The 25,381-nt window shown below is 69.0% G+C and carries 32 protein-coding genes; 14 read left to right on the top strand and 18 right to left on the bottom strand.

The genetic code is table 11. The features are described 5' to 3' along the window. Positions 1–175: 175 nt before the first annotated feature. From D1350_RS09790 to D1350_RS09770, 5 genes are all read right to left on the bottom strand, one after another. Positions 176–586 (bottom strand): SgcJ/EcaC family oxidoreductase, encoded by a 411-nt coding sequence (locus D1350_RS09790; protein ID WP_125775824.1) that lies wholly within the window; start codon positions 584–586, stop codon positions 176–178. A 311-nt stretch (positions 587–897) separates the two neighbouring features. After that, entirely contained in the window at positions 898–1,944 is a 1,047-nt protein-coding gene (locus D1350_RS09785) for an RNA polymerase subunit sigma-70 (RefSeq protein ID WP_206074490.1), read from the bottom strand. A gap of 292 nt (positions 1,945–2,236) precedes the next feature. Then, positions 2,237–2,974 (bottom strand): DUF2625 family protein, encoded by a 738-nt coding sequence (locus D1350_RS09780; protein ID WP_125775823.1) that lies wholly within the window; start codon positions 2,972–2,974, stop codon positions 2,237–2,239. Positions 2,975–3,026: 52 nt separating this feature from the next. Next, complete coding sequence (locus tag D1350_RS09775; protein ID WP_125775822.1) at positions 3,027–3,368, bottom strand: hypothetical protein; 342 nt, start codon at positions 3,366–3,368, stop codon at positions 3,027–3,029. A 122-nt stretch (positions 3,369–3,490) separates the two neighbouring features. Beyond that, positions 3,491–4,141, bottom strand: coding sequence for a hypothetical protein (locus D1350_RS09770; protein WP_125775821.1), 651 nt, complete (start codon positions 4,139–4,141; stop codon positions 3,491–3,493). A gap of 272 nt (positions 4,142–4,413) precedes the next feature. Here D1350_RS09770 and D1350_RS09765 point away from each other — a divergent pair, with 272 nt between their 5' ends. The 4 genes from D1350_RS09765 to D1350_RS09750 all read left to right on the top strand — a co-directional run bounded on the left by D1350_RS09765 (position 4,414) and on the right by D1350_RS09750 (position 7,110). Then, complete coding sequence (locus D1350_RS09765) at positions 4,414–4,947, top strand: DUF1062 domain-containing protein (protein WP_240644014.1); 534 nt, start codon at positions 4,414–4,416, stop codon at positions 4,945–4,947. Positions 4,948–5,148: 201 nt separating this feature from the next. Then, on the top strand, positions 5,149–5,823 hold the full coding sequence (locus D1350_RS09760) for a hypothetical protein (protein WP_125775819.1): 675 nt from the start codon (positions 5,149–5,151) through the stop codon (positions 5,821–5,823). A 34-nt stretch (positions 5,824–5,857) separates the two neighbouring features. Further along, positions 5,858–6,457 (top strand): suppressor of fused domain protein, encoded by a 600-nt coding sequence (locus tag D1350_RS09755; RefSeq protein WP_164545109.1) that lies wholly within the window; start codon positions 5,858–5,860, stop codon positions 6,455–6,457. Beyond that, complete coding sequence (locus D1350_RS09750) at positions 6,454–7,110, top strand: DUF4241 domain-containing protein (protein WP_125775817.1); 657 nt, start codon at positions 6,454–6,456, stop codon at positions 7,108–7,110. Before D1350_RS09755 ends, D1350_RS09750 begins: the two co-directional genes overlap by 4 nt. Positions 7,111–7,282: 172 nt before the next feature. Here the strand turns inward: D1350_RS09750 and D1350_RS09745 are convergent, their stop codons facing one another. The 9 genes from D1350_RS09745 to D1350_RS09705 form a co-directional block, all read right to left on the bottom strand. Next, positions 7,283–7,930, bottom strand: a complete 648-nt coding sequence (locus tag D1350_RS09745) for a hypothetical protein (RefSeq protein WP_125775816.1) — start codon at positions 7,928–7,930, stop codon at positions 7,283–7,285. Positions 7,931–8,272: 342 nt separating this feature from the next. Beyond that, complete coding sequence (locus tag D1350_RS09740; RefSeq protein ID WP_125775815.1) at positions 8,273–8,905, bottom strand: hypothetical protein; 633 nt, start codon at positions 8,903–8,905, stop codon at positions 8,273–8,275. Between the two features lie 370 nt (positions 8,906–9,275). After that, entirely contained in the window at positions 9,276–9,890 is a 615-nt protein-coding gene (locus D1350_RS09735) for a suppressor of fused domain protein (protein ID WP_125775814.1), read from the bottom strand. Between the two features lie 63 nt (positions 9,891–9,953). Continuing rightward, positions 9,954–10,373, bottom strand: coding sequence for a hypothetical protein (locus D1350_RS09730; RefSeq protein WP_164545108.1), 420 nt, complete (start codon positions 10,371–10,373; stop codon positions 9,954–9,956). A gap of 304 nt (positions 10,374–10,677) precedes the next feature. After that, the gene (locus tag D1350_RS09725; RefSeq protein WP_125775812.1) at positions 10,678–11,202 is read right to left on the bottom strand and encodes a hypothetical protein; all 525 of its coding nucleotides are present in this window, start codon (positions 11,200–11,202) and stop codon (positions 10,678–10,680) included. A gap of 40 nt (positions 11,203–11,242) precedes the next feature. Continuing rightward, a complete protein-coding gene (gene argS, locus D1350_RS09720; protein WP_125775811.1) occupies positions 11,243–12,985 on the bottom strand; it encodes an arginine--tRNA ligase in 1,743 nt (580 codons plus the stop codon). A gap of 62 nt (positions 12,986–13,047) precedes the next feature. Beyond that, positions 13,048–13,653 carry a hypothetical protein gene (locus D1350_RS09715; RefSeq protein ID WP_125775810.1) on the bottom strand — a complete coding sequence of 202 codons (606 nt, stop codon included), beginning with the start codon at positions 13,651–13,653 and terminating at the stop codon, positions 13,048–13,050. 40 nt (positions 13,654–13,693) lie between these two features. After that, on the bottom strand, positions 13,694–14,164 hold the full coding sequence (locus D1350_RS09710; RefSeq protein ID WP_125775809.1) for a hypothetical protein: 471 nt from the start codon (positions 14,162–14,164) through the stop codon (positions 13,694–13,696). A 646-nt stretch (positions 14,165–14,810) separates the two neighbouring features. Then, positions 14,811–15,275, bottom strand: a complete 465-nt coding sequence (locus D1350_RS09705; protein WP_125775808.1) for a hypothetical protein — start codon at positions 15,273–15,275, stop codon at positions 14,811–14,813. A gap of 415 nt (positions 15,276–15,690) precedes the next feature. On the opposite strand from D1350_RS09705, the gene D1350_RS09700 reads away from it, so the two are divergent. After that, positions 15,691–16,203, top strand: coding sequence for a hypothetical protein (locus tag D1350_RS09700; protein ID WP_125775807.1), 513 nt, complete (start codon positions 15,691–15,693; stop codon positions 16,201–16,203). Positions 16,204–16,380: 177 nt separating this feature from the next. Here the strand turns inward: D1350_RS09700 and D1350_RS09695 are convergent, their stop codons facing one another. Further along, complete coding sequence (locus D1350_RS09695; protein WP_125775806.1) at positions 16,381–16,731, bottom strand: hypothetical protein; 351 nt, start codon at positions 16,729–16,731, stop codon at positions 16,381–16,383. A gap of 144 nt (positions 16,732–16,875) precedes the next feature. Between D1350_RS09695 and D1350_RS09690 the strand changes: the two genes are divergently transcribed. Then, positions 16,876–17,253: a hypothetical protein gene (locus tag D1350_RS09690; RefSeq protein ID WP_125775805.1), complete on the top strand. Its 378-nt coding sequence runs from the start codon at positions 16,876–16,878 to the stop codon at positions 17,251–17,253. Between the two features lie 89 nt (positions 17,254–17,342). On the opposite strand, the gene D1350_RS09685 is transcribed toward D1350_RS09690, so the two are convergent. Continuing rightward, on the bottom strand, positions 17,343–17,939 hold the full coding sequence (locus D1350_RS09685; protein WP_125775804.1) for a hypothetical protein: 597 nt from the start codon (positions 17,937–17,939) through the stop codon (positions 17,343–17,345). A 102-nt stretch (positions 17,940–18,041) separates the two neighbouring features. Between D1350_RS09685 and D1350_RS09680 the strand changes: the two genes are divergently transcribed. Together D1350_RS09680 and D1350_RS09675 are read left to right on the top strand one after the other, a co-directional pair. Beyond that, the gene (locus D1350_RS09680) at positions 18,042–18,464 is read left to right on the top strand and encodes a hypothetical protein (protein ID WP_125775803.1); all 423 of its coding nucleotides are present in this window, start codon (positions 18,042–18,044) and stop codon (positions 18,462–18,464) included. A 265-nt stretch (positions 18,465–18,729) separates the two neighbouring features. Continuing rightward, on the top strand, positions 18,730–18,933 hold the full coding sequence (locus D1350_RS09675; RefSeq protein ID WP_125775802.1) for a cold-shock protein: 204 nt from the start codon (positions 18,730–18,732) through the stop codon (positions 18,931–18,933). Positions 18,934–19,185: 252 nt separating this feature from the next. Here the strand turns inward: D1350_RS09675 and D1350_RS09670 are convergent, their stop codons facing one another. Next, complete coding sequence (locus D1350_RS09670) at positions 19,186–19,758, bottom strand: putative immunity protein (RefSeq protein WP_125775801.1); 573 nt, start codon at positions 19,756–19,758, stop codon at positions 19,186–19,188. A gap of 125 nt (positions 19,759–19,883) precedes the next feature. On the opposite strand from D1350_RS09670, the gene D1350_RS24095 reads away from it, so the two are divergent. Then, positions 19,884–20,258 (top strand): hypothetical protein, encoded by a 375-nt coding sequence (locus D1350_RS24095; protein WP_206074489.1) that lies wholly within the window; start codon positions 19,884–19,886, stop codon positions 20,256–20,258. A 194-nt stretch (positions 20,259–20,452) separates the two neighbouring features. Here the strand turns inward: D1350_RS24095 and D1350_RS09660 are convergent, their stop codons facing one another. Then, entirely contained in the window at positions 20,453–21,169 is a 717-nt protein-coding gene (locus D1350_RS09660) for a DUF2201 family putative metallopeptidase (RefSeq protein WP_125775800.1), read from the bottom strand. 1 nt (position 21,170) lies between these two features. Here D1350_RS09660 and D1350_RS09655 point away from each other — a divergent pair, with 1 nt between their 5' ends. The 5 genes from D1350_RS09655 (at position 21,171) to D1350_RS09635 (ending at position 25,290) form a co-directional block, all read left to right on the top strand. Then, positions 21,171–22,322: an OmpA family protein gene (locus D1350_RS09655; protein WP_125775799.1), complete on the top strand. Its 1,152-nt coding sequence runs from the start codon at positions 21,171–21,173 to the stop codon at positions 22,320–22,322. Between the two features lie 296 nt (positions 22,323–22,618). Continuing rightward, positions 22,619–23,728 carry a hypothetical protein gene (locus D1350_RS09650; RefSeq protein WP_164545107.1) on the top strand — a complete coding sequence of 370 codons (1,110 nt, stop codon included), beginning with the start codon at positions 22,619–22,621 and terminating at the stop codon, positions 23,726–23,728. A gap of 49 nt (positions 23,729–23,777) precedes the next feature. Then, positions 23,778–24,269: a hypothetical protein gene (locus D1350_RS09645; protein WP_125775797.1), complete on the top strand. Its 492-nt coding sequence runs from the start codon at positions 23,778–23,780 to the stop codon at positions 24,267–24,269. After that, complete coding sequence (locus D1350_RS09640) at positions 24,266–24,655, top strand: hypothetical protein (RefSeq protein ID WP_125775796.1); 390 nt, start codon at positions 24,266–24,268, stop codon at positions 24,653–24,655. The genes D1350_RS09645 and D1350_RS09640 overlap by 4 nt, the downstream gene beginning before the upstream one ends. A 56-nt stretch (positions 24,656–24,711) precedes the next feature. Further along, positions 24,712–25,290: a pilus assembly protein TadG-related protein gene (locus tag D1350_RS09635; protein ID WP_164545106.1), complete on the top strand. Its 579-nt coding sequence runs from the start codon at positions 24,712–24,714 to the stop codon at positions 25,288–25,290. The last annotated feature ends 91 nt before the right edge of the window (positions 25,291–25,381 follow it).

Below are 25,381 nucleotides of genomic sequence, written 5' to 3'. Positions count from 1 at the left end.
AAGCGGGCCGGCTGGTGTCGGCGGTGTCCGCGCGGAGCCCCTGGCAGAGGACGGGCTCGACGAGAGCTCGCCTTCCCAGGGGCTCCACGCGGTCGACGGTAGGGCGGGGACATCGGCCGGCGATGACAGGCCCCTGCACCACTACACGCGGTAACTGCCTGCCACCGGCAGGGGCTTACTGCTCCGGCGCCTGCGCGGGGCTGTTGTGGTAAGCGGCGATCAGCCACTGGCCGTCCCGCTTCTCGAGCACCCAGGTGTTGTTCACCTTGGCCGCGTGCGGGACCTCGGTCTGGCTGCCGAAGAGGATGCCGGACTCGCTGATGACGATCGCCGCGTCCCTGCCGACGAAGCGGATGCTGAGCTGCTTGTTGTAGGTCGAGGTGTCCTTGAGCGGTCCCGCGAAGGCCAGGGCCATGCTCTCGCGGATCACGGCACGGCTGTCGCGGAGCGAGCCGGTCATGATGGCGGTCGAGTCCTCGGTGTAGTTGGCGACCATGCCGTCGGCGTCACCCGCCGACCAGGCCTTGTAGGAGTCGGCCATAACGGCCTGGATGGCGGCCACGTCGTCCGGACGGCTGTCTGACATCGGATTCTCCCTTGTGGTTCGGTTCGCCCGGAGTGTTCCGGCGAACTCGTCAATACATACCGGCGCCGGGGTCGGAACTCATCGCGCCAGCGGAAAAAGGTGGTGCGCCGTGCTGGACGGCGAGGGCCCGTCGCGGGGCGTGGCGGATCGCCCGCTCGGATCGCCCGCCGCGGGCGGGCCGTCACGCCGGGGATCGGCCGCCGTGTCGCAGGACCCGGCGGTCAGGGCGGAGAAGGACAGTTCGACCTGGTCACCTCGACCGCGGCAATGAGGGAAGTGGGGATTCGCCCTCCACCTCGCAAGCGGGACGGCTACCAGGACGACGTTCCCGAACACCCCTCCACGAACGCACGCGGAGCAGCACCGGACGCGTCACTCGACGACGCCGAGGCCCTGGGCGTCGAGTCCGGCCGCCAGGCCGAAGGCCGCGAAGATCTCGGGGTCCTGGAACACCGAGTTCCGGCTGATGCCCTGGGCGGTGACGGTGAAGACCTGGAGCGTGTGCAGCTGGTATGCGTCTCGACGCGCCGGTAAGCGGCGAACCCGGCCTGGCCGTTGGCCGCGACCGCCTTGAGGACCCAGTCCCTTCCGGCCTGTTCGAAGACCCACTCCATGAAGACGCCATAGTTGTCGGGGCCGGCGAACCAGTTGAGCATCGGGGGCATCTCCATGAGGACGTCCTCGGTGAGCAACTGTTTGAGGCCCTCGACGTCGGCGTTCTCGAACGCCTTCATGTAGCGTTCCACCCAGGCGCGCTGCTCGGCCGCGGACGGCTCGCTGAGACGATCCTGCTGGACCCCGACCTCCTTCACCCGGACACGCGCCCGCTGCAGCGAGCTGTTCACCGACACGACGGTGGTACCGAGGATGCCGGCCGCCTCGGACGCGGAGAAGCCGAGCACGTCACGCAGGATCAGGGCGCCGCGCTGACGTGCCGACAGGTGTTGTAGTGCGGCGGCGAACGCCAGCCGCAGGCTGCTGCGGTCGATCACGGCCCCGGCCGGATCACCCGCTTCCAGCAAGGAGTCCGGCAGCGGCTGGAGCCAGGCGGCGTTCTCTCCCGGCACGAACGGAGCGAGCGGCTCCGAGGCGGCCACCAGGCCCGACGGCAGCGGCCGGCGACCGCGTACCTCAAGGGCGGTCAGGCAGGCGTTCGTCGCGATCCGGTAGAGCCAGGTGCGCAGCGAGCTGCGGGTCGCGTCGTACTGCTCCCGCGCTCGCCATGCCCTCAGGTACGTGTCCTGCACCAGGTCCTCAGCGTCGTGAGACGAGCCGAGCATCCGGTAGCAGTACGCCAGCAACTCCGAACGGAACGGTTCGAGCGAGCGATCGGAACCTTCTACCTCCGTCACGCCCACGCCCCTTCTCTGTTCCGGTCAGGACCACCGTATCCGAGGGGCGCGAAGTACGGCGGACTCCCAGCAGGCGACGGCTTCGTCCTGCCGGGCCCCCGGTGGGGAAACCACTCTGACCCAGAACCATCCAAACCCTGCCTACGGGGGTCAGCAGGAGCCGGCGAGTGGGCTGGAGCTGATGGGGCGAAGCTCAGGACTCCTGCGGCAGGTCGGGCATCGGGTCGTCGGACATCGCCGCAGACTGCTGGCGAACGACCGCCGCTGACCCGGGACTCGAGTACGCAGGGTCCCGGAGCTACTGCGTCGCGAAGCTGCCGAGCGGCCCCAGGTCGACGCCGTCGATCTGGGCAGCGGTCTCCCAGGCCATGCCCACGATCTCCCGCATCGGGACCTCGTGCCGACTCGTCGCCGCGAGATCCCCGTGCGCCTCCTTCGACCACAACGGAGGGAAGAAGTTCAGACCCTGGTCGCCGTGGATCGACTCGACCTCCGACTCCCAGCCGTCCCAGCGCAGACCTGATGTGAACTCCCCCAGGCCTCCTTCGAGCGCCCACGTCAGCCACGCCGCGTAACCGGCGCCGAGCGCCTCCCACTGAAGAGTGTCCGGGGCGAGGTAGGTCATCTCGCCGCGCTCCCCGGGACGACCAACGGCTGACGGGTCGTGCCCGTTCAGTACGTACGTGCCGCCGAGGACGTCGTGCGCGACGACAAGCCCGTACTCCGGGAACCACGAGTCCTCGACCGCTTCGGGGAACCCGTTCACATCGGCCAGGCTCGGCATGCCGGACCCTTCACCCGGAGCCGGGCTCCCGTACACGCGCAGCCAGCCGTGGTCGATCAGCACGCCACCCGTGTGAACCACGACGGCGCCGAGGAACGACCCCGTCGAGACCTGCAGCTGCTCGAGCGTCCGCCGAGCGGTCGCGTCGGCCGGTTCGAACAGCAGGACCGAAGTCCCTGCCTGTTCCACTCGTTGCGCCAGCTCCGGCCAGGCGGGGTTCTGTGTGGCAATCAGGTTCTCGTACGCTCTCACCGGCCGATCGTACGGCGGGGGCGTGCCGCGCCGCCTCTGTGGTCAGCAAAGCTCAGCCCGGCACGCCTGGCTGTTCCGGAAGGACCATCCACTCGGTCTGAGGAAGGTTCGGGACCTCTCCGACCGGGCCGACGGCGTCCAGCACGCCGTCCCGCACGTAGACAGCGATGCGGTCTTCTTCGTGGTCGCAGTCGGGGCATTCAGAGAGCCAGCCGTCGACGACGACGTCGTGAGCGGTGGGGTCCCCGACGGCTGCGGGACCCCAGATGATGGTGTCGCCGAGCTCGTAGCGGTGCTGCCACATGTGTCCGTACCGGTACTGGATCTCGCGGCAGGTGGTCGTACCGCAGCCAGGGCACGGAAGCTCGACATACAGCGAGTTGAACAGGGCCATGGTCAGTCGACGACGTAGCCGTGCTCGCCAAGGTACTCGGCCAGCAGGCCGTCAGACGGTTCAGCGATCACGAAGCGCACGGCGCAGTCTCCCACAATGGGCTCTTTGACCTGCCGTTCAGGTCACCGGTTCTCGGAGCGTCTCGAGAGACTGACCTGCCGGCGCTCCACGACGAGGCCGAGCGCCACCACCTCGGCCAGCCGGTCGGCGTGGGCCGGCGCATGCTCGAGCGCCCAGTCCGCCACGCGTCCGACGAAGGCACTGAGCTTCGCCTCGACGTCGGCCATCCCCGCACGCAGGTCACCCTCGGTCGCCCTGATCAAGCCCCTCGACGGCTCGTCGGTGTCCTGGACGATCTCGACGACGCCGTCGCAGATCGTCAGGCGCCCGTCGGGCGAGTGCCCGAGCCAGCACTCGGTCCCGCCGTCCAGGACGCCATAGACCTCGATGCGTTCGTCGATCGAGTAGCAGCAGCCCGGAAGGATGGTCACCCCGGTCGTCGCGTCGGTGAAGCGCAGGCCGCCCATCGCGAGCGGCTGCGTTCCCTCCGGGTCGTACGGTCCGAGCGCGTGCTGGAGATAGGAGTCGACGGACGTGGCGGGCGCGCCGTCGTCGTCCGTGTGGAACCAGTGCAGGATCTCGTAGACGGCAGACCCGGTCTCCCTGTCGGAAAGTCCACCGTGCAGAGCAAGGTACGTGAGGCGCCGATGGCCGAGGACCGGCCACAGGTCGAAGCCGCGCTCACCGGCGACCTCGATGACGGGGTCGATCATGAGCATTGGTTCCGCCGCGGATTGCACGCGGGAACCGTCGCACCGGCGCCTGCCCTCGGTCAACCGGAAATGGCGCTCGAAAACCAGTGGAGCTGCGCCGCCGTGCGCCACTACCGTGCCTTCGAAACTGGTAGTCGAGTCGAGGACGTGCCGTTGTACACCCTGTGAGACCTCCCGAGAGCTGATCTGTCGCGCGTCGCCGCTGTGCGCCGCGCTCTTTCTTGCTGCGGATTTCTCACAGAGACCGGTGTACTTCTGTGCTCATTACCTGGGTGGTCGCACCCGCCTGCCTTCCGCTCGTCCGCCGCCGTTGTCATACGTGTGCGTCCGAGCGCTTCCGGGCAAGCGGAAAGTTCCGCGTCAATGCCAACAACAAGCTCATCGACGCCTGGCTCCTCGCCCTCTGTACGACGTGCGGGGAAACGGCAAAGCTCACGGTCCTGGAGCGAACAAAGGTGCGCTCTGTACCACCTGAGCTGCTGGACCGGCTGCATCACAACGACCCTGGTCTGATCGCCGAGCTGCTCCAGGATCCCCTGGTGCAGCACCGCAATCGCTTCGCCCTCGACTGGGCCAACGCCTGGCGACTCGACCCCGGCGGAGATGACCACCTCGATCAGGAGGTGATCGAGGTCGGGGTTCGCTTCGCCGCGCGGATCCCGGTCCGGCCTTTGCGATTGATCGCCGAGGGTTGCGAACTGTCGCGGGGCGAGGTCGAGAGGCTGCTCGCCGAGGGCAGGCTCGTCTCGGCATTCCGGCTGACGGGCAAGACGTCGAGCGACTTCACGTTCACGCTGAAGCGCTGAGCAGTTCTATGGGGCGTGGCTCGTGCGGCGCAACGCCGTCGCACGGGCCACGCGCTCGACCAGGCCCGGGCGCGTTGCGGGCTGGGCATCCACCTCGTCGAAGGGTGTAGGTGTGGGGCCGAAACGGCGTCGAGGTCCAAGGAGGAAAGTCCTGGCGCACCTCTCGCCCTCGCCCGTAGCGTTCGGGCCCGTGATGAACTCTTGGTAAAGCTCGCAGGCCATACGTGGCGCACGACCGTCAGCACCGTCGCGCTCGCACCGGACCAGTTCCGCGTCGTCCGCCCAGCACACGACCTTGCGCGCGCGTCGCTGAGCATGTCGTCGTGGGGACCCACCCTGACGGTGCACCGCAGCGGCGTCAGCGCGGTCGCAGACCTCGCTGCAGCGTGGTGGCTCGCAGCGCGTTCCCCGCGGACGCTCGTCCACCTCCCGCTCCGTGGGCCCCACGACGACCCTGATGGGCGTCCGATCGACCTCGTCATGCTGCACCACTCGCTCGGGTTCCAGCTCTCACGCTGGAAGGAGCTACGCACACGCACACGGCATGGAGCGACCGCGGGATCGGTGCAGCTGCCCGTACGACCGTTCCCCGCAGTCACCCGCGAGGACCACGTGGCGACGAACCACCGCGAGTTCCAGGACCACCTCCGCTGGGGCCTGGCGGCCGACACGCTCTTCCTGATCGGCAGCCGTCGGGCCTTCGAGCTCCAGGCCGACGGGCTTCGCGAGCTGGCCGAGGACTGTCCCGCCCACATCGCGAAGCATCCGGAATGGCACCACTGCGCCGAGATCGACATCGGCGGGCCTTGGTACCGCGAGCTCCACCGCAACCCGCCCAGCGCTCTGCACGTCCACTACTGCGAGCTCCACGCTTAGGCGTGGCGAAGTCGCGGAGCGCTACCCTCGCCGGGTGATAGACCAGATCGACGAGCTCTGGACGCACTTCGATCGTTCCTGGCCCGGACGTGAGCATCGCGACCTGCACTGGCCGGGCAAGCCGATCGAGGACGCCATCCCCTGGTTCCACGTTCGCGAGGTCCGCGAGACGAGCACGAGCCCGTGGACGTATGTCTCGGTCGGGACGTCCCTCGCTCGGCCTGACGCACGACACGAGTTCTTTCTCCAGGCGTCTGAACCGTCGCTCGAGCACGTCGAGACCCTGGCGTGGGTTGCACACTGGCATGTCGTCCGCCCGATGCCCCTCAGTCACGGCTCCGTCCTCAAGATCGGCAGACCGTGGGTAACTGCGTCCCGGAACGATCATCTCGCCGTCGTCAGGCCCTACGCCTTTCCTCCAGAGATCGGGAATTTCCACGTGGGCGACGACCATGTGAGCCTCCTGTGGCTGCTCCCCATCTCCTTCGCTGAGGCCCGCCTGATCCGTCGACACGGGATCGGTGTGTTCGAAGACCTGCTCGAGGCCAGCGAACTGAATGTGGTCGACCGGAACCGCCCGCCCGTGGGACCACCACAGGCAGGCACGGACTCTCTCAGTACCCTGCGGCGATGATCGATGAGAGCGGAGCGCGCGCACGAGCTGAGGAGGACATCAAGAAGACCGCCGTGGTGTCGTCCGGGGCGTGCCGACGGCACCGGGTGATCGACGTCGGCCTGCTGGAGGTTCCCTCCGGGCGCCTGCTCGTCCTTGGCGACCTGGTGGATATCGCCCGTGATGATCCTGAGCTGAGCGGCCTGGTCCTTGACGTCCCGCCTGGCACCTTTCCCGTGCGTGCGACCGTGCTCGAGGAGCCTGCCGAGGACGATCCGGACGTCGCGTACCTCTCGGTCTGCCTGCGCGACGGCGAACCAACCTCCGTGGAGATCGCCGGCGAGATCGCAGGGATGTCCGGCGTCGTCGGCTTCGTGGACCACGACGCCGTAGCGCCCGCCTGGTCAACCGTGGACGAGGAGGACCGGGAGGATCTCGCCATCTACGGGCTAGGACCGGACAACCCCTCGTGGCTGGACACGGTCAACGCCGCCGAGCACAGCGCCGCCATCATCCCGTTGCCGGGAACCGGCCCCACGCTGGCGGTTGTCGCCGCACGTCTCCAGTACGGCGGCGCGTGCCTGCCGGTCTGGGTCACTCGGGATGCTTCGGGAGGAGTCCTGGGCGTCCACATCGACAGCCTCGTCCACTCGGTGGGCGTGGGCAGGTCCTAGCCGGGACCGTGGAGTGCTACGTCCCACGTCGAGGCTTGCAGGATCGAGCACCCGGACGGCGAGACGCCGCCGTGTCCCCTCATGACCGCGCCGCCTGATCGAACCCCTCGCCGAACGTGCTGAGGAAGTCGACCAGCTCGCGCCGGGGCAGAAGATGGCGTCACGCAGCGGGTCAGGTCGCCGACGTAGGTGGCGGCAACCTTGCGAGATCTCGGTGTGCCCTGGCGCTCGGCAGGAGCTTCGCCAGGTAGGAGAGACGACGACGCTCGCGATCCGCCAGTCCGACCTGGTCCTCGGCCAACGCACCCGTGAGGTGCTCCAGAGCCGAGCCGTATTCGCCGCTCGTGGCGATCGCGACGACTTCATCGATGTCTCGGGTCACGAGCCGGTCCGCCAGTTCCCTGGCCGTGTCCGTGATCAAGGCCTTGAGAAACCGGTAGTGCTCGTCCCGCCATCCACTGTCCGGCACGGAGCCGGTGAAGAGCGCCGGCGTCTGCAGTATGGGGTCTGCCCACCGCTCGAAGTAACGAGCCACCGATTCGGCCACAGTGCTGTCGATCGCGAGCCAGTCCTCAGCCGCGAGCCGGGTGAGCGCCGCGCACCACGCGGGAGCATCCAGCTTGGGATGATCCTGTACATCGGTGAGCTCGCCCCACAGGACGTAGGCGGCCCCTCCGTGGGTGGCATGTTCGATGACTTCGTCAAGAATCTCGCCCGCCGCGGCGATCCCGACCCAATAGGGGTCACCGCCTCCTGCGAGCACATCCCGGGCGGCGCCCGTCATGATCTCTGCCAGTCGGTTGTCGGCGTCGTCCGTCATCACATCGCAGACTGTAAGCCCCTCGTGTGGAGGACTCACTGCTCCTCCACGGCCTCACCGCCGAGGAGGTTTTCGAGCGCCCTCGGCCACCCGGCCTCTCCTCGCCGAGTCGCGGGAGATCCAGGACGAGGTCACCCAGGAAGTGCGCCCCGCAGCCCCGGCAACTCGCCTCCTCCGCGATTCCGTCCACCACGTACTCTCCCTCGCTGCCCGAACGACCGAGGTACCACTGGCCACCCACCATGACTTGGAGCTCGGGCCACCGCGGGAGGCATACGTACACGGAGTTCACTAGCGCCCGCTTCGGCGCGGGCCCAGATCATCAGTACTCCTTCATGGGCGTCACGCCCGCCACCGGACAGGCACAAAGCGGGTCAGGTCCGTCTCGCCCGCGACGATCACAGTCGCCGCGGCACGGACGACGTCGTCGAGCGCTCGCAGCCGCTCCTGACGGTCGGGGACCTCGTAGTAGCCCGGAACCTCCTCGATCATGGCGTACTCGTCGTCGAGCCGGACGAGCGCCAGGAGCCCTGGACCGCCGTCGTGCCCGATTCGCTGGTGCGCCCACGCCGTGAGCGTCCACGGCTCCTGCCGGCCCTCGATCACCGCCCGCGAGACGATGCCCGCCTCCGTCCACACTGCGGCCTCGCGGCCCGGCTCAGGAAGGTCGAGCTCCGCGGCGACCTCCCGCACGACGTCGTCGATCTCCACTGGGTCAGCGTCGGAGTACAACCCGGCAAGCGCTCGGAGCGCGGGCGAGTCGAGACCCGCGACGAGCGCGTCCGCGGCCGCCCGTACCACGCGGTCGCGGTCGGGCGGGTCGCGGTCGAGCCGGTAGCCGCCGGCGGCCACCAGCTCGTCGCCGGCAGCGCCGGAGACGACCGGGTCGACGGTGACCAGGGGCCACCAGTGCCGCTCCCCCAGCGCGCCGGCCGCCTCGTCGCCGCCGAGCCAGATCCCGTCGACGACCGGCACCAGCCCAGCTTCCCGTGGCTGCACAACGGCGAAGTGCGCCACCGGGCTCGGCCACCCGTACACCGTCCCTCGGGCACCACGTTGCGCACGAAGCCGAGCAGCTCGGTCTCGACCGCCCGGCCCAGCACCACCTGGGTGAGGTGGTCGACAGTGGCGACCAAGACGCCGTCGGGCACCGCGGCCGTGGGCAGGTCCCAGCCGGGACGCCCGCCCGTGCGGGCGACGGTGAAGGCGCGGCCCTCCGCGTCCCGGACCAGGAGCCGGACCAGCCCGAGCGGGGCGGGGAGCGGATCGCCGGGAGCGAGGACGACGTCGGCCCGTCCGCCCGCGGGCAACCACGGCGCGTCGGGACGGCACGCGATGACGCGGCTCACGACGTGGCGAGCAATGATGACCGGTCGATGTCCGTAATCAGGAGCGGGTACCGGGTCGCCAGGAGGTCCAGGATGGCCGCCGCGTCACCGGCCGTGGCTGCGGTCGCGTGCTCCTCGGACGTCAAGCCCACTACCTGCAGGAACACCACGCGCCCATGGGGCGTCGCGATGGTCCTGAGCTCCGGGTCCTCGGTGAACGCGAGCGCCCGGACCTGCGAGTCCGGACGGTCCGCGGCGATCGGCCCGTTCGCGTCGATGTAGTGCCCTTGACCGAACCCGTTGCCCGACCCGAACACGTACCGTGCGAGGTTCTGGAGGAGGTTCGCGGGCCACACGGGGGCCTCGGTCTCGTCCGCGCTGCGCGTGAGCCGGAACGTGAGCTCGAAGCCCCAGCCGGACTCCTCCGCGTTCTCGGACAGCTCGCTGAACCCGTAGGTGACGTAGTGCCAGTGCGGGACCGGCATCTCACGCGCGTAAGCGCTCACCCCGTCCAACGGGTCCGGCCCGCCCAACCGCCAGCTGAGGAGCGTGGCCCAGTGCTGCGGCGGGGTTCTGCCGTAGATCTGTGTGAGTGCGGCATCGATCGCTGTCCAGCCCGGGGCCTCATCCATGGGGCGCGACTTTTAGCGGCCCCCATAAGGTTCATAGTGCCCCTCGACACTGCCCCATCCTCATCACTCGCTCGGTGTCGGCGAGGGGGTCGCATGGGCCACGTCAGGGTTGATCACGACGAACTCATCGGTGATGGCGCAGTCGGTAAACGGATCGTCCTCGTCCTGCTCGTGCCGAATGAACCCGCCGCCCGCCCGCAGGTAGTCCCCCACCGCGAACGTGCCGGCGCCCGGAACGTCGACGGCCGCGACGTCATCCTTGTTCCGGCGGGTGCCGTAAGGCCACATGATCGCGTGGTCGGTCGGATGACCGTCTATCGACACCCGGACACTGAGGCAGCCTCCGGCCAGGACCACCTCGCCCTCGATCAGCGCCTCCATGAACCCGTCCGGCTCGACGGACTGCGCGATGACGGGCGGAGAGAGGCCGTCGTCGGGCGGAGGGCCTGACGGCGCGCAACCGGCGAGGAGCAGCGTGGCCACCAGCCCGAGCACCCGGCGTCGACTCATGGTGCGAGGTTAGGCCTGCGACCGGGGCGTGTGGTCGGTTTCATCTCCGACTCCGCCACCCGGAACGACCACCGCCGCGTCCCGGTCGTGGACCTATTCGATGCGCCTAGCTGAGGAATCGGCAGGAAGCGGCTCCAGCTCACCCCAGCGGTCCCAGGCAGTAGTCATGCGGGACCGTACGACAAAAGGTCCAATGACCCGGCATCAGTTCCGTTTGTCGCGCTGACGAAATCTCCGAGGCGCCAGGGCCTTGCCGGCTCCGACTGCTCGGGCACCGTCATTGCGCCCCTCGCGACCGAGCCCACGCCTCGCGTCCGGAGAAGACCATCACGCAGTCCATGCCGTGCTGAATCACCGGCGGCTCGACGTCGTAGCGCGGCTCTGCGGCCGCGAACGTGACCGATCCATCCCCGACACTGAGCGTGACGAATACGACGGGTTCCTCGTGCCCGTCCAGCGTGGGCCCGACGTCGACCTCGACCGGCTCGCCTACCAGCGGGACCCACATCGGGTGGCCCGTCACGGGCACCGCTGCACGCAACGCCTCCGACACGAGAAGCGGAAGGCCCTCGGACAGCGCAACGCCGGACTCGCACTGGGACTGCGCCCAGCCGATGAAGAACTCCGCACCGTCGCTCGTACGCAGCGCGACGCCCATCGTCGGCACGTGCCCGAACTCCTCGTCCCAGTCCTCGATGCCTGGTGTGCCGTCGTCACGCTCGTAGCGCAACGGGTAGTACGTGACTGACGCGATCCGCCGGCCTGACAGGCGCGCAGCCGCAGACCTGATCCCCTCGCTCATCTCTGCCCCTCCCAGTAGGACCCGAAAGTGCAGCCGCGGGTCACAGCCGCTCCGGAGCGGCGATGCCGAGCAGGTCGAGGCCCGTCGCGAGGGTGCGTCGGGTCAGGTCGCACAGGGCGAGCCGGTTCGCCCGCTCTGCCGGGCTGTCGGCCTTGAGGACGGGGCAGGCTTCGTAGAAGCGGGTGAACGCCGTCGCGACGTCGTACAGGTACCCGCACAGGCGGTGCGGCTCGAGCGTCTCGGCGACGTCGCGCAGGGTCGCGTCGAACGCGTCCAGGGTGAGGGCCAGGTCCTTCTCCGCGGCGTGCGCCGGGAGGGTCGCGTCCAGGTGCCCGACGGCGTCGCCCGCCTTCCGCAGGATGGAGGCCACGCGGGCATGGGCGTACTGCAGGTACACGCCAGTGTTGCCGGTGGTGGCGACCATCTGGTCGACGTCGAACACGTAGTCCTTGGTCCTGGTGTTGGACAGGTCGGCGTACTTGATCGCCGCGGTCCCTGCCACGTGCACGACGACGCTCAGCTCGTCGGGCGTGAAGTCGTGCTCGCGGGCTTCGAGCACGGCGCGGACGGCGTTCTCTGCGTCGTCGAGCAGGTCGGCCAGGCGGACGGTCTTGCCCGAGCGGGTCTTGAACGGGCGGCCGTCCTTGCCGAGCACCGTGCCGAACGGGACGTGCTGCGCGTGCACGGACTCGGGCAGCCAGCCCGCCTGGCGTGCGGTGTCGAACACCATCTTGAAATGCAGCGCCTGGCGGGCGTCGACGACATAGAGGATGCGGTCGGCCTTGTACTCCTCGACGCGCAGGCGGATCGTCGCCAGATCGGTGGCGCCGTACCCGAAGCCGCCGTCCTTCTTGCGCACGATGAGCGGCACCGGGTCGCCGTCGGGGTTGAGCACGCCCTCGGTGAAGGTGACCACCGCGCCGTCGGACTCGGTCGCGACGCCCTTGGCGACGAGCTCCTCGACGATGCCGGGAAGTGCGTCGTTGTAGCGGGACTCGCCGTCGAAGTCGCCGTCGTCCAGGAGGATGCCCAGGCGAGCGTAGATCGCCTCGAACGCCCTCTCCGACTCTGCGACCAGGTCGCGCCAGACCGCGACCGTGGCCTCGTCGCCCGACTGCAGGGCGACCACGCGGGACCGGGACCGGTCGGCGAACGCAGGGTTAGCCTCGAACTCGACGCGAGCCGCCTTGTAGAGGACGTCCAGGGCCGACATGGTCTCCGCTCCCTGGCCCTTCCAGGAAGCGTCCGGGTGCTCGTCGAGGTACTGGATGAGCATGCCGAACTGGGTGCCCCAGTCCCCGATGTGGTTCTGGCGGACGACGTCGGCGCCCAGGTGTGAGAGGACGCGCACCAGCGCGTCGCCGATCACCGACGAGCGCAGGTGCCCGACGTGCATCTCCTTGGCGACGTTCGGCGCCGAGTAGTCGATCACCACGCGCTCGCCGGCGCGCCGCGCGGCGACACCCAGGCGCGCATCGGTGAGACGGGCCGCCACGGCCGACCACACGACGCCGTCGGGCACCGTGATGTTCAGGAAGCCCGGGCCGGAGCACAGGGTCTTGAAGCCGGAGGACCACAGCTCCTGGGCTACGTCCGTCGCGACCGCGTGCGCAGGAACACCCGCCTTCTTGGCCACAGCCAAGGCCCCGTTCGCCTGGAAGTCGGCGCGGTCGGATCGTCGGACCACCGGGTCGGTGCCGGCCAGCTCGGCCGGGAGCACCTGGGCCAGGGCAGCACTGACTGCTGCCTCCACCTGGGCGAAGATCGCGACGACGTCGGTCACGCGGGAACCTCTCGTGTGAAGGGGGTCTGCTCGGAAGGGAGCGCTGCCAGTGTAAGGAGCCGTCAGTCCCAGAACGTGACTCCTCCGGCGCCGTCGACCAGGTCCGACCAGAACGGGATCCGCCGGGGCCGGCGCCCCGTCGACTGACCCACGTACTCGTGCGCGCAGTAGTCCGCCAGGTCGGAGCCGTAGTAGATGACATCGGTCTGGTATGCGGAGAAGACCGGCGCGCGGCTGGGCTGAGGTGCCGCCGGCAGGTACCTGTGCCCGCGAACTGGCACGAGCTGGGGTGCCCTGTGCAGGTGCTCACGCGCGCGGTCGATCGCCGCCGCCTTCGTCGGCGGCCGCTCGCCCCAGGCCGGCATCCAGAAGGCGTGACCGACGTCGAACAGCACGCCGCGGATCGGCCAGTCCAGCACGCCACGGACGGTCTCCGCGTCGCCGAGCCAGTCGATCCAGCCGGCCGGGGTGACCTGACGCAGCACGTCGACATGATCGCGGTTGAACCGGAACCCGTAGGACCCTTCCACCTGAGCGATCTGGTCGTCCGTCAGCCCCGGGCCCAGATCGAGCCCCGCGCGGTCGAGCACCCGGATGGTCTGGGTCGCGACCGGCGAGACGCCTCCGAGTCCCCTCCCGGCTGCACCGACGCTGGTCTCACTCCGCACGCGGCCAGTCTGTCCGAGGGTGCGCGTCGATGGCCCCGGATTAATCACGGGTCGCGGGACGCCACGAGCCGTCCTCGGAGGCGCGACGCACCTCGGCGAGGTACTGCTCGGCGTCGAAAACGACGTCCGCGACGTCCAACGGCTGTCCGTCGATGTCCTCGAGGCCCCCGACGCCGTCATACACGGGCCTGACGAATACGCCTACGTAGTCACGGAAGTCGATCCAGGACACCCGGCGGCCGTCCGCGGAGAGCTGGATGACCGGGGCCGCGACACCGCACCCCCCGAACCCGCAGCCGCAGGTGATGACAGCTACGCGACGCCCCAGGTGAGGCAGCGGCAGCAACGGGGACTCCTCGCCGAGGAGCTCGGTGGGTGGGAACCCACCGCCCTGGCTCAAGTGGGTCGAGGCGAACGGTTCAGCACCGTTCACGAGAATCGTCACGACCGGGAAGTCGCGGCTCGGGGACGCAGTGAGCCGGAGGGTCAAGGTGGAGACCGGGTCCGTCATGGTGAGGACGCTTCGCGGCGCGCCCGGGCCATCGCAAGTGCCGGCCAACAGCCGACAGGAGATGCCAGCGTAGCCGAGACCCGAAGCCCACCATTTCGGTCAGACGCTCCCCGTTCAGTGCCACAGCCAGGCAGGTTAGTCTTCCGGCCATGACCACCACGAAGGAGCATGGCGCGTAGACGCCCCTCTGAGGTCCGGGCTTCTGCCCGACCGCGACGATCATCCGGCTACGGCGTTCGCCTCGCGTTCGTTGGCCTCTCGTCAGCCGTCGACGCGGCTCTGTGCGTCGAAGCGCGAGCCCGCCCAGATGACACCTACGCTGCCCTCCACGCCCTGACCGAGTGGGCCGACGTCGCCACCAGACCGCGGTTCGGGCGCTGGGACCCACATACCGGCTGTCCTGACTGCGACCGCGACGACCCGGTCCAGGCGCGCGACGAGATCGAGCGCCTCCTACAGCGGCTCCGTCCCCGCCCCGCTCGGGAGCTCCGGCGTCTGGTCTTCGCGCTCGACGATCGCATCATCGGCCCCAGCTACCGCGGCACCACGTGGTGGCGAGACAGGGAGCTCTGGTACGTCCGGTGACAGGCGGCCTCGATCGGGTCGACGTCGGACCCGGCTACGCTCTCCGGTCAGGTGCACGGGATCATGGCCTCGGTTCTGGCGTCGCGCCGTCCTGGCGGGGTTCAGCGCCGCATCGACAGTACTCGATGTGGAGCCCGGCTCGGCTCCATCCGACACCACCACCGATCCCGATCTCGGCGCAGCAGTGCGTCTCCCGGTTCCCCAGACGACTCGGGCATTCCTCCACCAGCTCGCGTAGCTGCTCCGCTCGGAGCTCGAACATCGTCTGGGCGGCCGTCTCGAACCGCAGATGGTCCAGGAACCCTTCAAGACGAGCTTGGTCGTACTCGACGTCGGAGATCTCCCGGAACGGCCGCTCCGGGAGCGTCACCGTCTGCGGCCGTAGCGTCCGGACCCGCGACCGGGCAACCTTCCAGTCCGAGACCGGCAAGCCGAGGCTGTGGTGCATGAGCACCAGGTCGAACCGTTCTCCGAAGTCCTCGCTGCCACAGATCGTCGGCGACCGGGCGCACGACCCGAAACTCACGCCCGTCCACGGCGACGTAAGCCGACCCGATCCTCCACCGGGTGCCGGCAAGGCTCACTCGCCCACCGGGCCGGCATCGCGACCCCGGCCGGGAGGTTGTGTACTCAGGCTGTCCATGGGCGGGAACGTACCGAGCCGTCGACGATCAGCACCAACCATTTGCTCCGCCAGAGGGGCGAAGCGCTTCCTCTTGTCGGATCCGGTCACCTCAGGAGGCGAAACAGATCAGGGGTCAGCCCCAAAGATCCGGTCACAGGCAAGTACCTCCAGGTCACGTCGTGGTTGGCCAAGTGTGGGCCACCCCGAAGTCCTGCTCAAGCTCGAACCATGCGCGTATGGAGTGCGGCAAGGATGCGGCCAGGCTCTAGCATGGCTCGGTCCGCCGCAGACGCGGCCGTGCTGAATAGAGGATCGCGTGACCGAGTCCGACGAGAGCGTCTTCGACGACGATGTCGACTACGACCTCTGGCGCGACAGGCTCGCCCGAGCGGTGGACAACGCGGACACGAGTATCGCCACCCGCGCCCTTCTCGGCCTCACGATGAACGAAGCCGATCCCCAGGAGATGTTCGAGTACCTCGTACGGGTCGCGCTCGATCACAAGGATTGGCAGGTCAGCGCCCTCGCGATCACGTGCCTCGGCCACACCGCCCGGATCTACCGTGTGCTCGACGCCGATCTCGTTCTCCCTGCCCTGCGCCGGCTGCGGCTCCGGACCGCCCCCGGATACCCCTTCGAGTTCGCCGCACGGGTCGAGAACGCTCTGGACGACATCGAGGGCTACACCGGCGCCCACCCCTCATCGCGGGACTGGTGGGCCCTCACGCTGGTCTTCACCTGGCGCGACCTCCGCCACCGACGACTTCGCTCCGTCTGGTACCGGCTGCTTGGCGCCTTCCGACGACCGCCGCGGGCCGCGCGAACCTGACTCGCGGGTACGGTGCTCGTCGTGGACCACGGCCAACAGGGTCGCCAGCACCCCTCGGCGTCAGCGCGTTCCCAGACCAGTCCGTCAACGTCGAGTCATGGCGGGTCTTCGTCCGCGACAGAGCAGAACTCGTCGGCTATGCGCCGGACTGCATCTGACGAAGACTGGCTCATTGTGTCAGGACACCTGACCCTCCAGGGTGAGAACCACCGTCCCAGCGCCACGACCGTCGGCCTGCTGGTAGATCCGTGCGATGCCCAGCTTGATCAGCTCGTCCTCGAGACCCTCTCGGTACGGCCGACCCGGTAGCTCGGTGATCCCCCAGGTCTCGAGTCGCTTCAGGAACGTGGGCACGTACCACTTGATGAACCGGGCCTCAGTCACGGGGTCGAGCACAACGACCCATCCATTCGCGAGTCCAGGCACGGTCAGGCGCCAGCCCATCGTCTCGAGAGACTGCACGAGTGCGGCGCGCCGGGAGTCCCGACCTCCGCCGGTCTCGGACGGCTCGTCCGCTCGCTCCGTCATGGTTCCCCTTCTTCCGATCAACCAGGACAAGCGTCGGCCAGCCAGCAGGGTTGATTCTTCCCGAACTCTTCGGCCCGGCCCGACAACCCTTCCCGCGCAACCCTCCGCCACCTCCGGTCCACCGTCCGCGGATACGATCCCCCGGTGAGCCCCAGTACGACGCCCGCGCCCGAAGGCCCCGCGACCAGCCACGAGCCGGTCGCCCCCGGCAACCTCGCCTGGCGAACCGACCACCTGCTCGGCGAGCCGTTCGAGGAAGCCCCGCTCGGCGAGGCCACGCTGGTGCGCTACGCCCCAGCCGAGGTGGTGCACCCAGGCGAGCGACCGGCGTCGGGCAGCAAGGGGGTCCACCTCCAGGCGTACGACGACTACTTGTCGCCGGATGCGCCGCCGGAGGAGCGGCGACAGGCGCTGGACCAGCGCGGATACTTCCTCATGCGGACGCCACGCCCGAGCCGGTTCGTCATCCCGCTCGTCATCCGGTCTTGGTGGGACCGGGTGGCCTCCCCGCACAAGGCGTAGAGCCGGGGTACGTGCGGGCTTGTCGGCGTCGACCGTCGGACCGTCTACCGGCGATGGACGCCCGTGAGGTCCCCGAGATCCGCGTCCGGTCAAGGACGCTGATCCCGCGGTTGAAGTTCTTCCGTCTCCAGGTCAAGCGCGGTGACCAGGTCACCGATCTCCGTGGCCGACGTCGGATGGAGGCGGTAGATGCCGTGCACGCTGACGGCTCGCGTGATCTCACCGTCGGACACGTGCTTGATGGTGCGCTGGCCGCGGCGCGAGACGTAGGTCAGCCGTCCGAGCATGTCGCCCGGGATCGCACGGTCGAACCTGAGCGGCGAGATGCCAGTCACGGGGACGACCTCGTCGTAGCAGGAACCACGCATCATGTTCCAGTCACTCGACACGGTGCTGACTCGTTCTGGCAGCGGGTCGCCCTCCACGAGCTGCCTGAGGCCGGGGTCGAAGATCCAACGGGTCTCCGCGATCCGGTCGATGCGAAAGCAGCCCAGGACCCACAGCTTCTTGCGGTGGACCCGGATCGGGTAGACCAAGTCTCCGGTCCTGGCCCCGGCGCTCACGAACGACGGCAGAGACTGATGGGGCCCGCCGAAGAGGGCCTCGGGAAACTTGCCGGCCAGGCCCGCGCGCTCCAGCGCGCGGCAGAGGTCGTTCGTCCACAGTGTCGTGAAGCTGCTGGCCATGGCCTGAACCGTAGCCAGCGTTACTGACATCCGACGGAACTGGCGAACCCCATGCGGGCCCCCAACATCGGCGTGTCGGTGACGCCTGGCAGCATGCCGCCCATGGCTGTCCCCGACCTCATCCCCATCGCCCACGAGCCGGACTATCGCACCGACACGATCGGCCGGTACGAGGGCGGGCAGTTCTTCGCCTGCGTGACCTACGGCGGTGAAAGTCGACCGGATCGGCAGCTGTTCGGTGTGCTGCACCGCTTCGATCTTGACGGGAACCATCTCGGCTCCGAGGTCCGGGTCGAGGGCGACGACCTCGACGTCGAAGCCTGGCTCACCGATCAGCTCGATGCCCTCCCCGGACTCGAGTACGCCGACATCGCGATCCGCCCGTTCCAGTTCTGGCACGCGGGTGTCCTTTTCGGCCTCGTCCTCGAAAAGCACGACATCGACCCCAGTGGGTACGACTGGGCCGAGCTCTACCCCAACCGCCTCGGCTTCGGTGAGCCCTGGGACGGCTTCTGCAGCACCTGAGGCCCCGGGCGAGCGCCCCTCTTTCGGCACGCCGCCCAGGCGGCCCGACGTCCGCGACGCCATCCCCGATGAGACAACATCGCTCGGTCGGGGATAGGTTGATGCCCGTCATCCCGCCTGGCCGTCGGAGACCGAGTACCATGTATCGCACGACGTCACCAGGCTCACACCCTCACTTGTGTGTGGGTCGGCGGACCAGGCAATAGAAGATCTCGCGCGCAGCGCACCCCCGGGTGAGCCCACGCACACCTGACAGGAGAAAACAGTGGCAACTGGCACCGTGAAGTGGTTCAACGCTGAAAAGGGCTTCGGCTTCATCGAGCAGGACGGCGGCGGCCCCGACGTGTTTGCACACTTCAGCAACATCTCCGCCTCGGGCTTCCGCGAGCTGCAGGAAGGCCAGAAGGTCACCTTCGACATCACTCAGGGCCCGAAGGGCCCGCAGGCGGAGAACATCGTTCCCTCCTGACATACGGCACGCTGGTCGGCGAAGTTCGTCGACCAGCACCGTCCCACCATCAGACTCGGGTCGCTCGGCGCGGTGAACTGCCCCGCACCGGCCCCGGCGTCACGCGCGCGGTGGGAGCGCCTCGGCCATCGGGCTGGTCCTCTGCGTAACGCAGAGTTGGTCGCGCTCGGTGCCGAGGCGTGCCTGGCGTTCATCCGCGGCGTCCTGATGGGCGCCCGCGCGGGCCGACGTCGAGCCGCGATCACGCGCCCCCTATCGACTCACCGTTGAGCGAAGCCGGGAGCATAGGCACGTCATCACGTCGGCGATCGCCCGATCTCCTGTGGCCGTGGCCGCCCGCGGGTACCGGCACAACACGTCGACCAGACGAGGCGTCGCCCTCTCCAGCACCGTCGCGACGGCATCCGTGCGGATCAGCGGCTCGTCAACGCGCGTCTCCATCGCGAGCACGCAATGTGCGGGGGCCCGGAGGATGTGGCCGACCTGCGCCGGGTCAGCCAGCGGATGAAGGTACGCGGAGGCCGCTGCGTCACCGGCAGCCATCGCCGCGTAGAAAGCAGCACCGGTGACCTCCTTCGCGGCCCGATGGGCACCCGGAGAGGTGATGCGCTGAGCTCGCGACCGCGGCCCACCGCGAACGAAGTCCTCGGCCGCGACCAGGGCTTGGCGTGGACGATCATCGTGAGGCCGGACCGACTCGAACAGGTCGATGACGAGCAAGGCGCACGCCAGGTTGAATGCGGTGACCGCACGGAGGTCGTCGGGAGACAGGTCAATGTCTGGGACACGCTGAGGACGAGCGGCAGGTCTCGCGTGGGCGGCCATGCTTCCGCATCGTAGCTTTTGCGGCGTCGGCTCGGCCGTGCGGAAACCCACGGACCCTCCCGATCACCCACCCCGCGCAACCCCTCCGCCACCTCCCGTCCACCGTCCGCGGATACGAGCCCCCGGTGAGCCCGAGTACTACACCGGCGCCAGGCGGCCCCGCGACCAGCGACGAGGCAGTCGGCCTCGCCTGGCGCACCGACCATCTTCTCGGCGAGCCCTTCGAGGAAGCCGTGCTCGGCGAGGCCACGCTGGTGCGCTACGCCCCGGCCGACGCGTTGCGCCCGGGCGAGCGACCGGCGTCGGGCAGCAAGGGAGCGGTGCTCCACGTCCACGGCTACAACGACTACTTGTCCCCGGATGCCACTCCCGAGGAACGGCGAAAGGCTCTGGAACAGCGCGGATACTTCTTCATGAAGGTGCCGCGCCGGAGCCGATTCGCAATTCCACTCGTAAGCCGGTCCTGGTGGCACCGGGTGGCCTCCCGGCACAAGGCGTAGCCCGGGAGTACGTCTACGGGGCGGTGGCAACCGCACATCACCCCGGCATGAACAGACACTCCGAAAGCCCGGCCACCGAAGCGCCCGCCCGGCCCCGGCTCACCCTCACTGTCGACGAGGCGTGCGAGCTTCTCGGCGTCGACCGACGGACCGTCTACAGCGTGACGCGGCCGAAACGCAAGCATGGCGAGGGGTCAGAGCCGCGCCGCTACGTGACCCGCTCCGGGCAGGGACGATGGCTGATCGAGTGGACGGTCCCGGCAGACCCCGACGAGCCTGGCGCGCAGTCGACCCGTCACTCCAGGGCGGCTTCCTCTCCGTGGAGGACGCCCGCCGCGAGCTTCGCGCGATCCTGGCACGCTGCCGCGAATCTTGGCGGCGTCTCGGATTGCGGTCGCGACGGTCACTCGAACCCGTTCGCGCTCGGTGCCGGTCGCAGCCGATGCTGCTCCGCCGAGATCGTCGGTGTCGTCCAGCTCGCACGGCGCAGCCGTCCCACCGGACCCGGAACCACATCCTGCCCACGGGGCGTCGTCCCGCCCGACGGCGGAACGCGAACCTCCCGACAGCCCACCCAGGCGTGCCATGAGTGACGCGAAGTAGTGGTGCGGGGTGAGATAGTCCGGCTCGCCGAGGAGTGCGGGCAGGACGAGCCCGTGCGGGTTGTCGTCGTTGAACATCTCGCAACCGCCGTCGCGCAGGTCGTCGTTGATCGCGGCGTCGGCGGCGACGTTCCAGATCTGGGATGTCGTCGGTCCGACGCCGAGGTCCTGCGCGAGGGTCGCGTGGTCAGCGAGCAGATGGGAGCACTCGTGGAGCAGCGCCTGGGCGCCGTACTGCGGGCCGCGCGTTCCGACGGCGGCGAAGTCGACGTAACAGTGGTGCGCGGCGTCCACGGCGAAGGCTCCCATCGTGTCTGCGGTAGGCGTGAACGCCGACGACGAGATGGCAGGAACGGTGGAGCGGCTGGGCGGGGCAGATGCCCCGTGGGACGTGATCGGCACAGCGCTGTTCGCGCCGCCTCCAGGCGACACCGTGGACGTGCTGTTCCCTGAGCTCGGGGCCGTTCTCGACGTTCCGGTCGTGGAAGCCGGCGAGAACTTCGACAGCCTGGTGGAGGGCGCGGGCGGCCTTGCTGAACCGAGGCTCGCAAGCCTGCGGCTGGTGCAGCAGGCTTATGACGCCTCGTCGGCGACGGCAGCCGACGCTGACACCATCACGGTGACGCTGACCTCTGACGTCCTCTTCGCGCCCGACGCGGATGCGCTGACCCCGGAGGCCCAGGTCACGGTCGACCAGGCAGCGTCCGCGGTACGCGAGCAGGCGGACGGTGGCGCGATCCAGGTGATCGGGCACACGGACGACGTCAACACGGACGAGTACAACCAGGCGCTCGGCGAGCGCCGTGCGCAGGCGGTGGCCGCCCGCCTCTCCGCTGCCCTCGGCGAAGGATTCAGCGTCACGCCTGAGGGGCGCGGCGAGAGCGACCCGGCGGTCGACGGCACGAGCCCTGAGGCGCGTGCTGCCAACCGGCGAGTCGAGATCGAGTTCGAGGGCCAGATGGTCCTCGACGCGGATCCGGAGGAGGAGCTGGCCCCGACGAGCGCACAGACGGTGAGCGACGGGCCGGTCGAGATCGAGGCGAACGGCAGCAGGTACTCCGTCGAGGTGGATTCCGTCGTCCGACGCCCGGGTGCGCTCGTGGGGACGCTGCGAGGCGAGCTCCTGGAGGGTTCAGGAACTGTCGCCTGGTTCTTGCCGTCCTACGGGAGCCTGATCGGCGAACGCAACTTCCGTGGCATGTCCAAGATGGGCGGCACGCACAACCTGTCCCTGTTGACCGGGGCCGAGCGGGTCCTGCCGTTCGACTACGAGAAGGTCGGCGACGACGCGGAAGGCACAACAACCCGCAGGCTCCTCGGCGAGGAGCTCATCGGCCACCTCGACAGCGTGGGCGACGTCGTGCTCATCACCGTGGTCTGGCCGGACACCGGTCAGGACACGGTGACGATCGACGCACCGGAGCGGTTCCGGATCACCGACGTGCCCGTCACGGACGGCTGAGGGCGGCCGCCGTGACCGAGCAGCGAACCGACGACCGGGAACGAGGCGCGGCGTCGACCGAGCACGTCGGGATCGTCGCGGTCGTCGTCACGATGGTGCTCGTCCTGGTCGCTGTGGGTGCTACCCCAGTGGGCGGAGCGATCGCGGCACGACTGTGCGAGGCGCTCGGAGCGACCTGCGGAAGTACTGCGGTGTCGGCCGGCGGGCGCGCCCCGGAGGACTACGTACCTCCCGAGGCCTGCGTCGCTCAGGGTGACGGCGGACAAGTCCGCGGATCTGTCGCGGCCGCCGTCCAGGTGGACGGTGGCGTCACGTGGTTCATCGAGGCGCTCGGTGACGGCGGGTACCGCATGACCCGGTCCAGCGAGTCAGGCGTCGGCCTAGAGGTCGGGATCGGCTTCGACGCGTCGATCACCAGCGGGGACGACCGCTACGGCGCTGGGCTCGGCGCGGGCGCCAGCGCGACGAAGGTCTCCGAGCAGGGAGACGTTTTCTACGTCGGCAGCCAGTCCGAGGCCGAGGAGCTGCTGTCGGCGACCGTCGCCGACACTGTGAAGGACACGCTCGTCGGCGAGGACGGGTGGCGACGGTCCGTCGTCGACTGGATGACCCAGGCCTCCGACGCTGAAAAGGTGGAACCGGACGAGACATTCACCCGTGACGGGAGCAAGGTCGAGGCAAGCCTCAACGGCACGTTCGCCAACGTGATCGCAGTCGACCTCGGGGCCAAGGTGGACGCCGGACTCTACGAAGGCGAGCGAACCAAGAAGGACGGATCGATGACCGAGTTCTACCAGGCGTCCTCCAAGGGCGCGGCGAACGCGGCCTTCGGCGGCTTCGGCGATGTGGACGGCCAGCAGCGCGATGACGAGATCTACGGCATGGACAACGCAAAAGCGTCCTACGACGGCACTGTCGCGATCGAGGTCGACCGCGACAAGAACGGGAACCCGACGTCGATGCGGCTGCGTCTCACCGGTTCCGTCTACGCCGACGCTGTCGGAGAAGGCGCCCTGGAAGACCCGTCGTACGACGAGCGGACCTGGCAGCTGCCCCTCGAGACGGTCGAGCAGCGACAGATCGCCGGCCGGGTAGCCGCAGGGCTCGGGCTGGGGATCGACGGTGTCACCACCGAACTGAGCGCTATCGATCCCGGTCCTCTGAACTACGGCCAGAGCTGGAGCGACTTCCAGGACGCGGCGATGCGCGACGGCTACGCGTGGAGCCAGAACTACCTGCTGTCATCGGTCGAGCAGAGCGGGATGCTGGACGCAAAGTACGTCCTGGAAGCGGCGCTCGCGGCCGGGTACACCGCCACCGCCCGGCGTGGCGTGGCGTACGAGTACTGGGACGGCGACGAGTATGTCTCGCGCCCCGGCTGCATCGCACCGGTCGATGGCTCCTGACGAGAGGAAAATGATGGATATCGGCAGTTCTGTAGCCCGCACGTTCCGCATGTCCGGAGCTGTGGCGCTGGGTGGAGCGCTCCTGTTCGGGATCGTCGGGCTCGGGTTCGTCCTGGCCGGCGACCGCCTCGCACCCCCGCACATGGACACCGCGACGCAAGCCGGGCACACCCTTGAGACCTTCCCGTCGGACGTCGTGGCCTGGGGCAGCGGAGAGGACCTCCGCCCGGACGAGGTCCAGTGCATCGTGACCTCTGTCGACGAGCCGGACGGTGTGACCGTCCCGGCTAGCTGGTCCGGAGAGCGGCAGCAAAAGAGCTCCGACGCGAGGACCTTTGTCGTCCTGACCGACCTGTCCGACTACCGCCTGAGCTACTTCACCTGCTCTGGCGGAGGGCTCGAAACCTTCGCCACGGGCCCGTCGAACGACGGTTTGCGTGGCTGGAAGTTCGGGGTGTTCCTCCTGGTCTTCGCCGGAGTCGCCGCCCTGTGGGCTGGCCTTGTCGGGGCGATCACACGACGAACAGGAGAGCGCGCATGACAGGCAAGGCAATCGCCCGGACCGCCCTCTGGGCCGTCCTCTACGCCCTCCTCGGCTTCATCGCGGGAGTGAGTGCCGTCGGAGTCGCGGTCGGGACCCAGGACGTCGCCGTCGGACTGGTCGCCCGGGCGGTCCTGGTCGCACTCGTCGTGTTCCTGGTATCGCTGCTCGTCGCGCGCCGCAGCGGGCTCGCGCTCCCTTGGGCCGCCGGCGCCGCCACCATCGGCTACCTACTCAACCCGATGGCGTGGGACGGCCGGGCATTCATCGCCCAGATGTGGTTCCCGCCCGGCCCGGGAGCCCTCCTGGTGGACCTCGTCTTCTGGGTCGGCCTCGCCGGAGTCGTGCTCTACCTCGCCCGGCGACGAGACGCAGTCCCGAGGTGATCCCCCAGGACGATCGGGAGCGCGGATCGATGCACGTCGCGACGATCCCGGCCGCGGTGGGCATCCTCTCCGTGGCGATCCTGGTCATAGTCATGGTGGGATCGGCGACCGACGACCGACGCCGTGCCTCGGCAGCCGCCGACGCCGCCGCCCTCGCAGCCGCCCAAGAGTGGGACGGCCGCCTCAAGGGACTCCACGGACTGCACCTCGGGGCCGGGGAGCACTCGACGTTCTGGCAGCTCGCCGGCCTGCCTGTCGAAGAATCCTTGACCTACGATGCGATGGCGGCGGCAGCATCCGACTTCGCCGCCCGCAACGGCGCCGAGCTCACGGATCTCGACGTGGATCCCGGTCGGCTCGAGGTCACGGCAAGCGTCCGGCACCTCGACACGGTTCCTCGCACCGACGTTCGACAGGCCGCCACAGCGACCGCACGCATCGAGCTCTCCGGCGGGCTCTGCCTGGACGGGGGCCGACTCGGCTGGGAAGTCAACGGCACGTGCCTCAGTGCGCCCCCGCCGGAGCCGACACCGTCCCCCTCTCCCACCGACCCCGCGGAGCCTCCCAGCCCCGAACCGACGTTCTCCCCGCCATCAGTGATGCCCTTCGAAAGCGACGTCGTCCTCGTCGACTAGGGCGTGTTTCGGAATGGGTCAGCGTTGGTTGATCCAGTCCAGGAGGTCGCCTGCGATGGTGTTGGGGTCGGCGGCGGTGGTGACGGCGTCG

Source organism: Antribacter gilvus (genome assembly GCF_003946865.1).
GTDB classification, from domain to species: Bacteria; Actinomycetota; Actinomycetes; order Actinomycetales; family Cellulomonadaceae; genus Antribacter; species Antribacter gilvus.
The sequence above is the reverse complement of the archived record's forward strand: the minus strand, read 5'-3'. Positions and strand labels throughout refer to the sequence as shown.

Bases quoted from the DNA above. Each gene is read 5' to 3' on its own strand.
- D1350_RS09710 (WP_125775809.1), bottom strand. From the start codon at position 14,164: ATGACGGACCCGGTCTCCACCTTGACCCTCCGGCTCACTGCGTCCCCG.
- D1350_RS09750 (WP_125775817.1), top strand. From the start codon at position 6,454: ATGATCGATGAGAGCGGAGCGCGCGCACGAGCTGAGGAGGACATCAAG.
- D1350_RS09640 (WP_125775796.1), top strand. From the start codon at position 24,266: ATGACAGGCAAGGCAATCGCCCGGACCGCCCTCTGGGCCGTCCTCTAC.
- D1350_RS09695 (WP_125775806.1), bottom strand. From the start codon at position 16,731: ATGACGGAGCGAGCGGACGAGCCGTCCGAGACCGGCGGAGGTCGGGAC.
- D1350_RS09745 (WP_125775816.1), bottom strand. From the start codon at position 7,930: ATGACGGACGACGCCGACAACCGACTGGCAGAGATCATGACGGGCGCC.
- D1350_RS09735 (WP_125775814.1), bottom strand. From the start codon at position 9,890: ATGGATGAGGCCCCGGGCTGGACAGCGATCGATGCCGCACTCACACAG.
- D1350_RS09645 (WP_125775797.1), top strand. From the start codon at position 23,778: ATGTCCGGAGCTGTGGCGCTGGGTGGAGCGCTCCTGTTCGGGATCGTC.
- D1350_RS09670 (WP_125775801.1), bottom strand. From the start codon at position 19,758: ATGGCCGCCCACGCGAGACCTGCCGCTCGTCCTCAGCGTGTCCCAGAC.
- D1350_RS09660 (WP_125775800.1), bottom strand. From the start codon at position 21,169: ATGGGAGCCTTCGCCGTGGACGCCGCGCACCACTGTTACGTCGACTTC.
- D1350_RS09680 (WP_125775803.1), top strand. From the start codon at position 18,042: ATGGCTGTCCCCGACCTCATCCCCATCGCCCACGAGCCGGACTATCGC.
- D1350_RS09725 (WP_125775812.1), bottom strand. From the start codon at position 11,202: ATGAGCGAGGGGATCAGGTCTGCGGCTGCGCGCCTGTCAGGCCGGCGG.
- D1350_RS09775 (WP_125775822.1), bottom strand. From the start codon at position 3,368: ATGGCCCTGTTCAACTCGCTGTATGTCGAGCTTCCGTGCCCTGGCTGC.
- D1350_RS09790 (WP_125775824.1), bottom strand. From the start codon at position 586: ATGTCAGACAGCCGTCCGGACGACGTGGCCGCCATCCAGGCCGTTATG.
- D1350_RS09685 (WP_125775804.1), bottom strand. From the start codon at position 17,939: ATGGCCAGCAGCTTCACGACACTGTGGACGAACGACCTCTGCCGCGCG.
- D1350_RS09770 (WP_125775821.1), bottom strand. From the start codon at position 4,141: ATGATCGACCCCGTCATCGAGGTCGCCGGTGAGCGCGGCTTCGACCTG.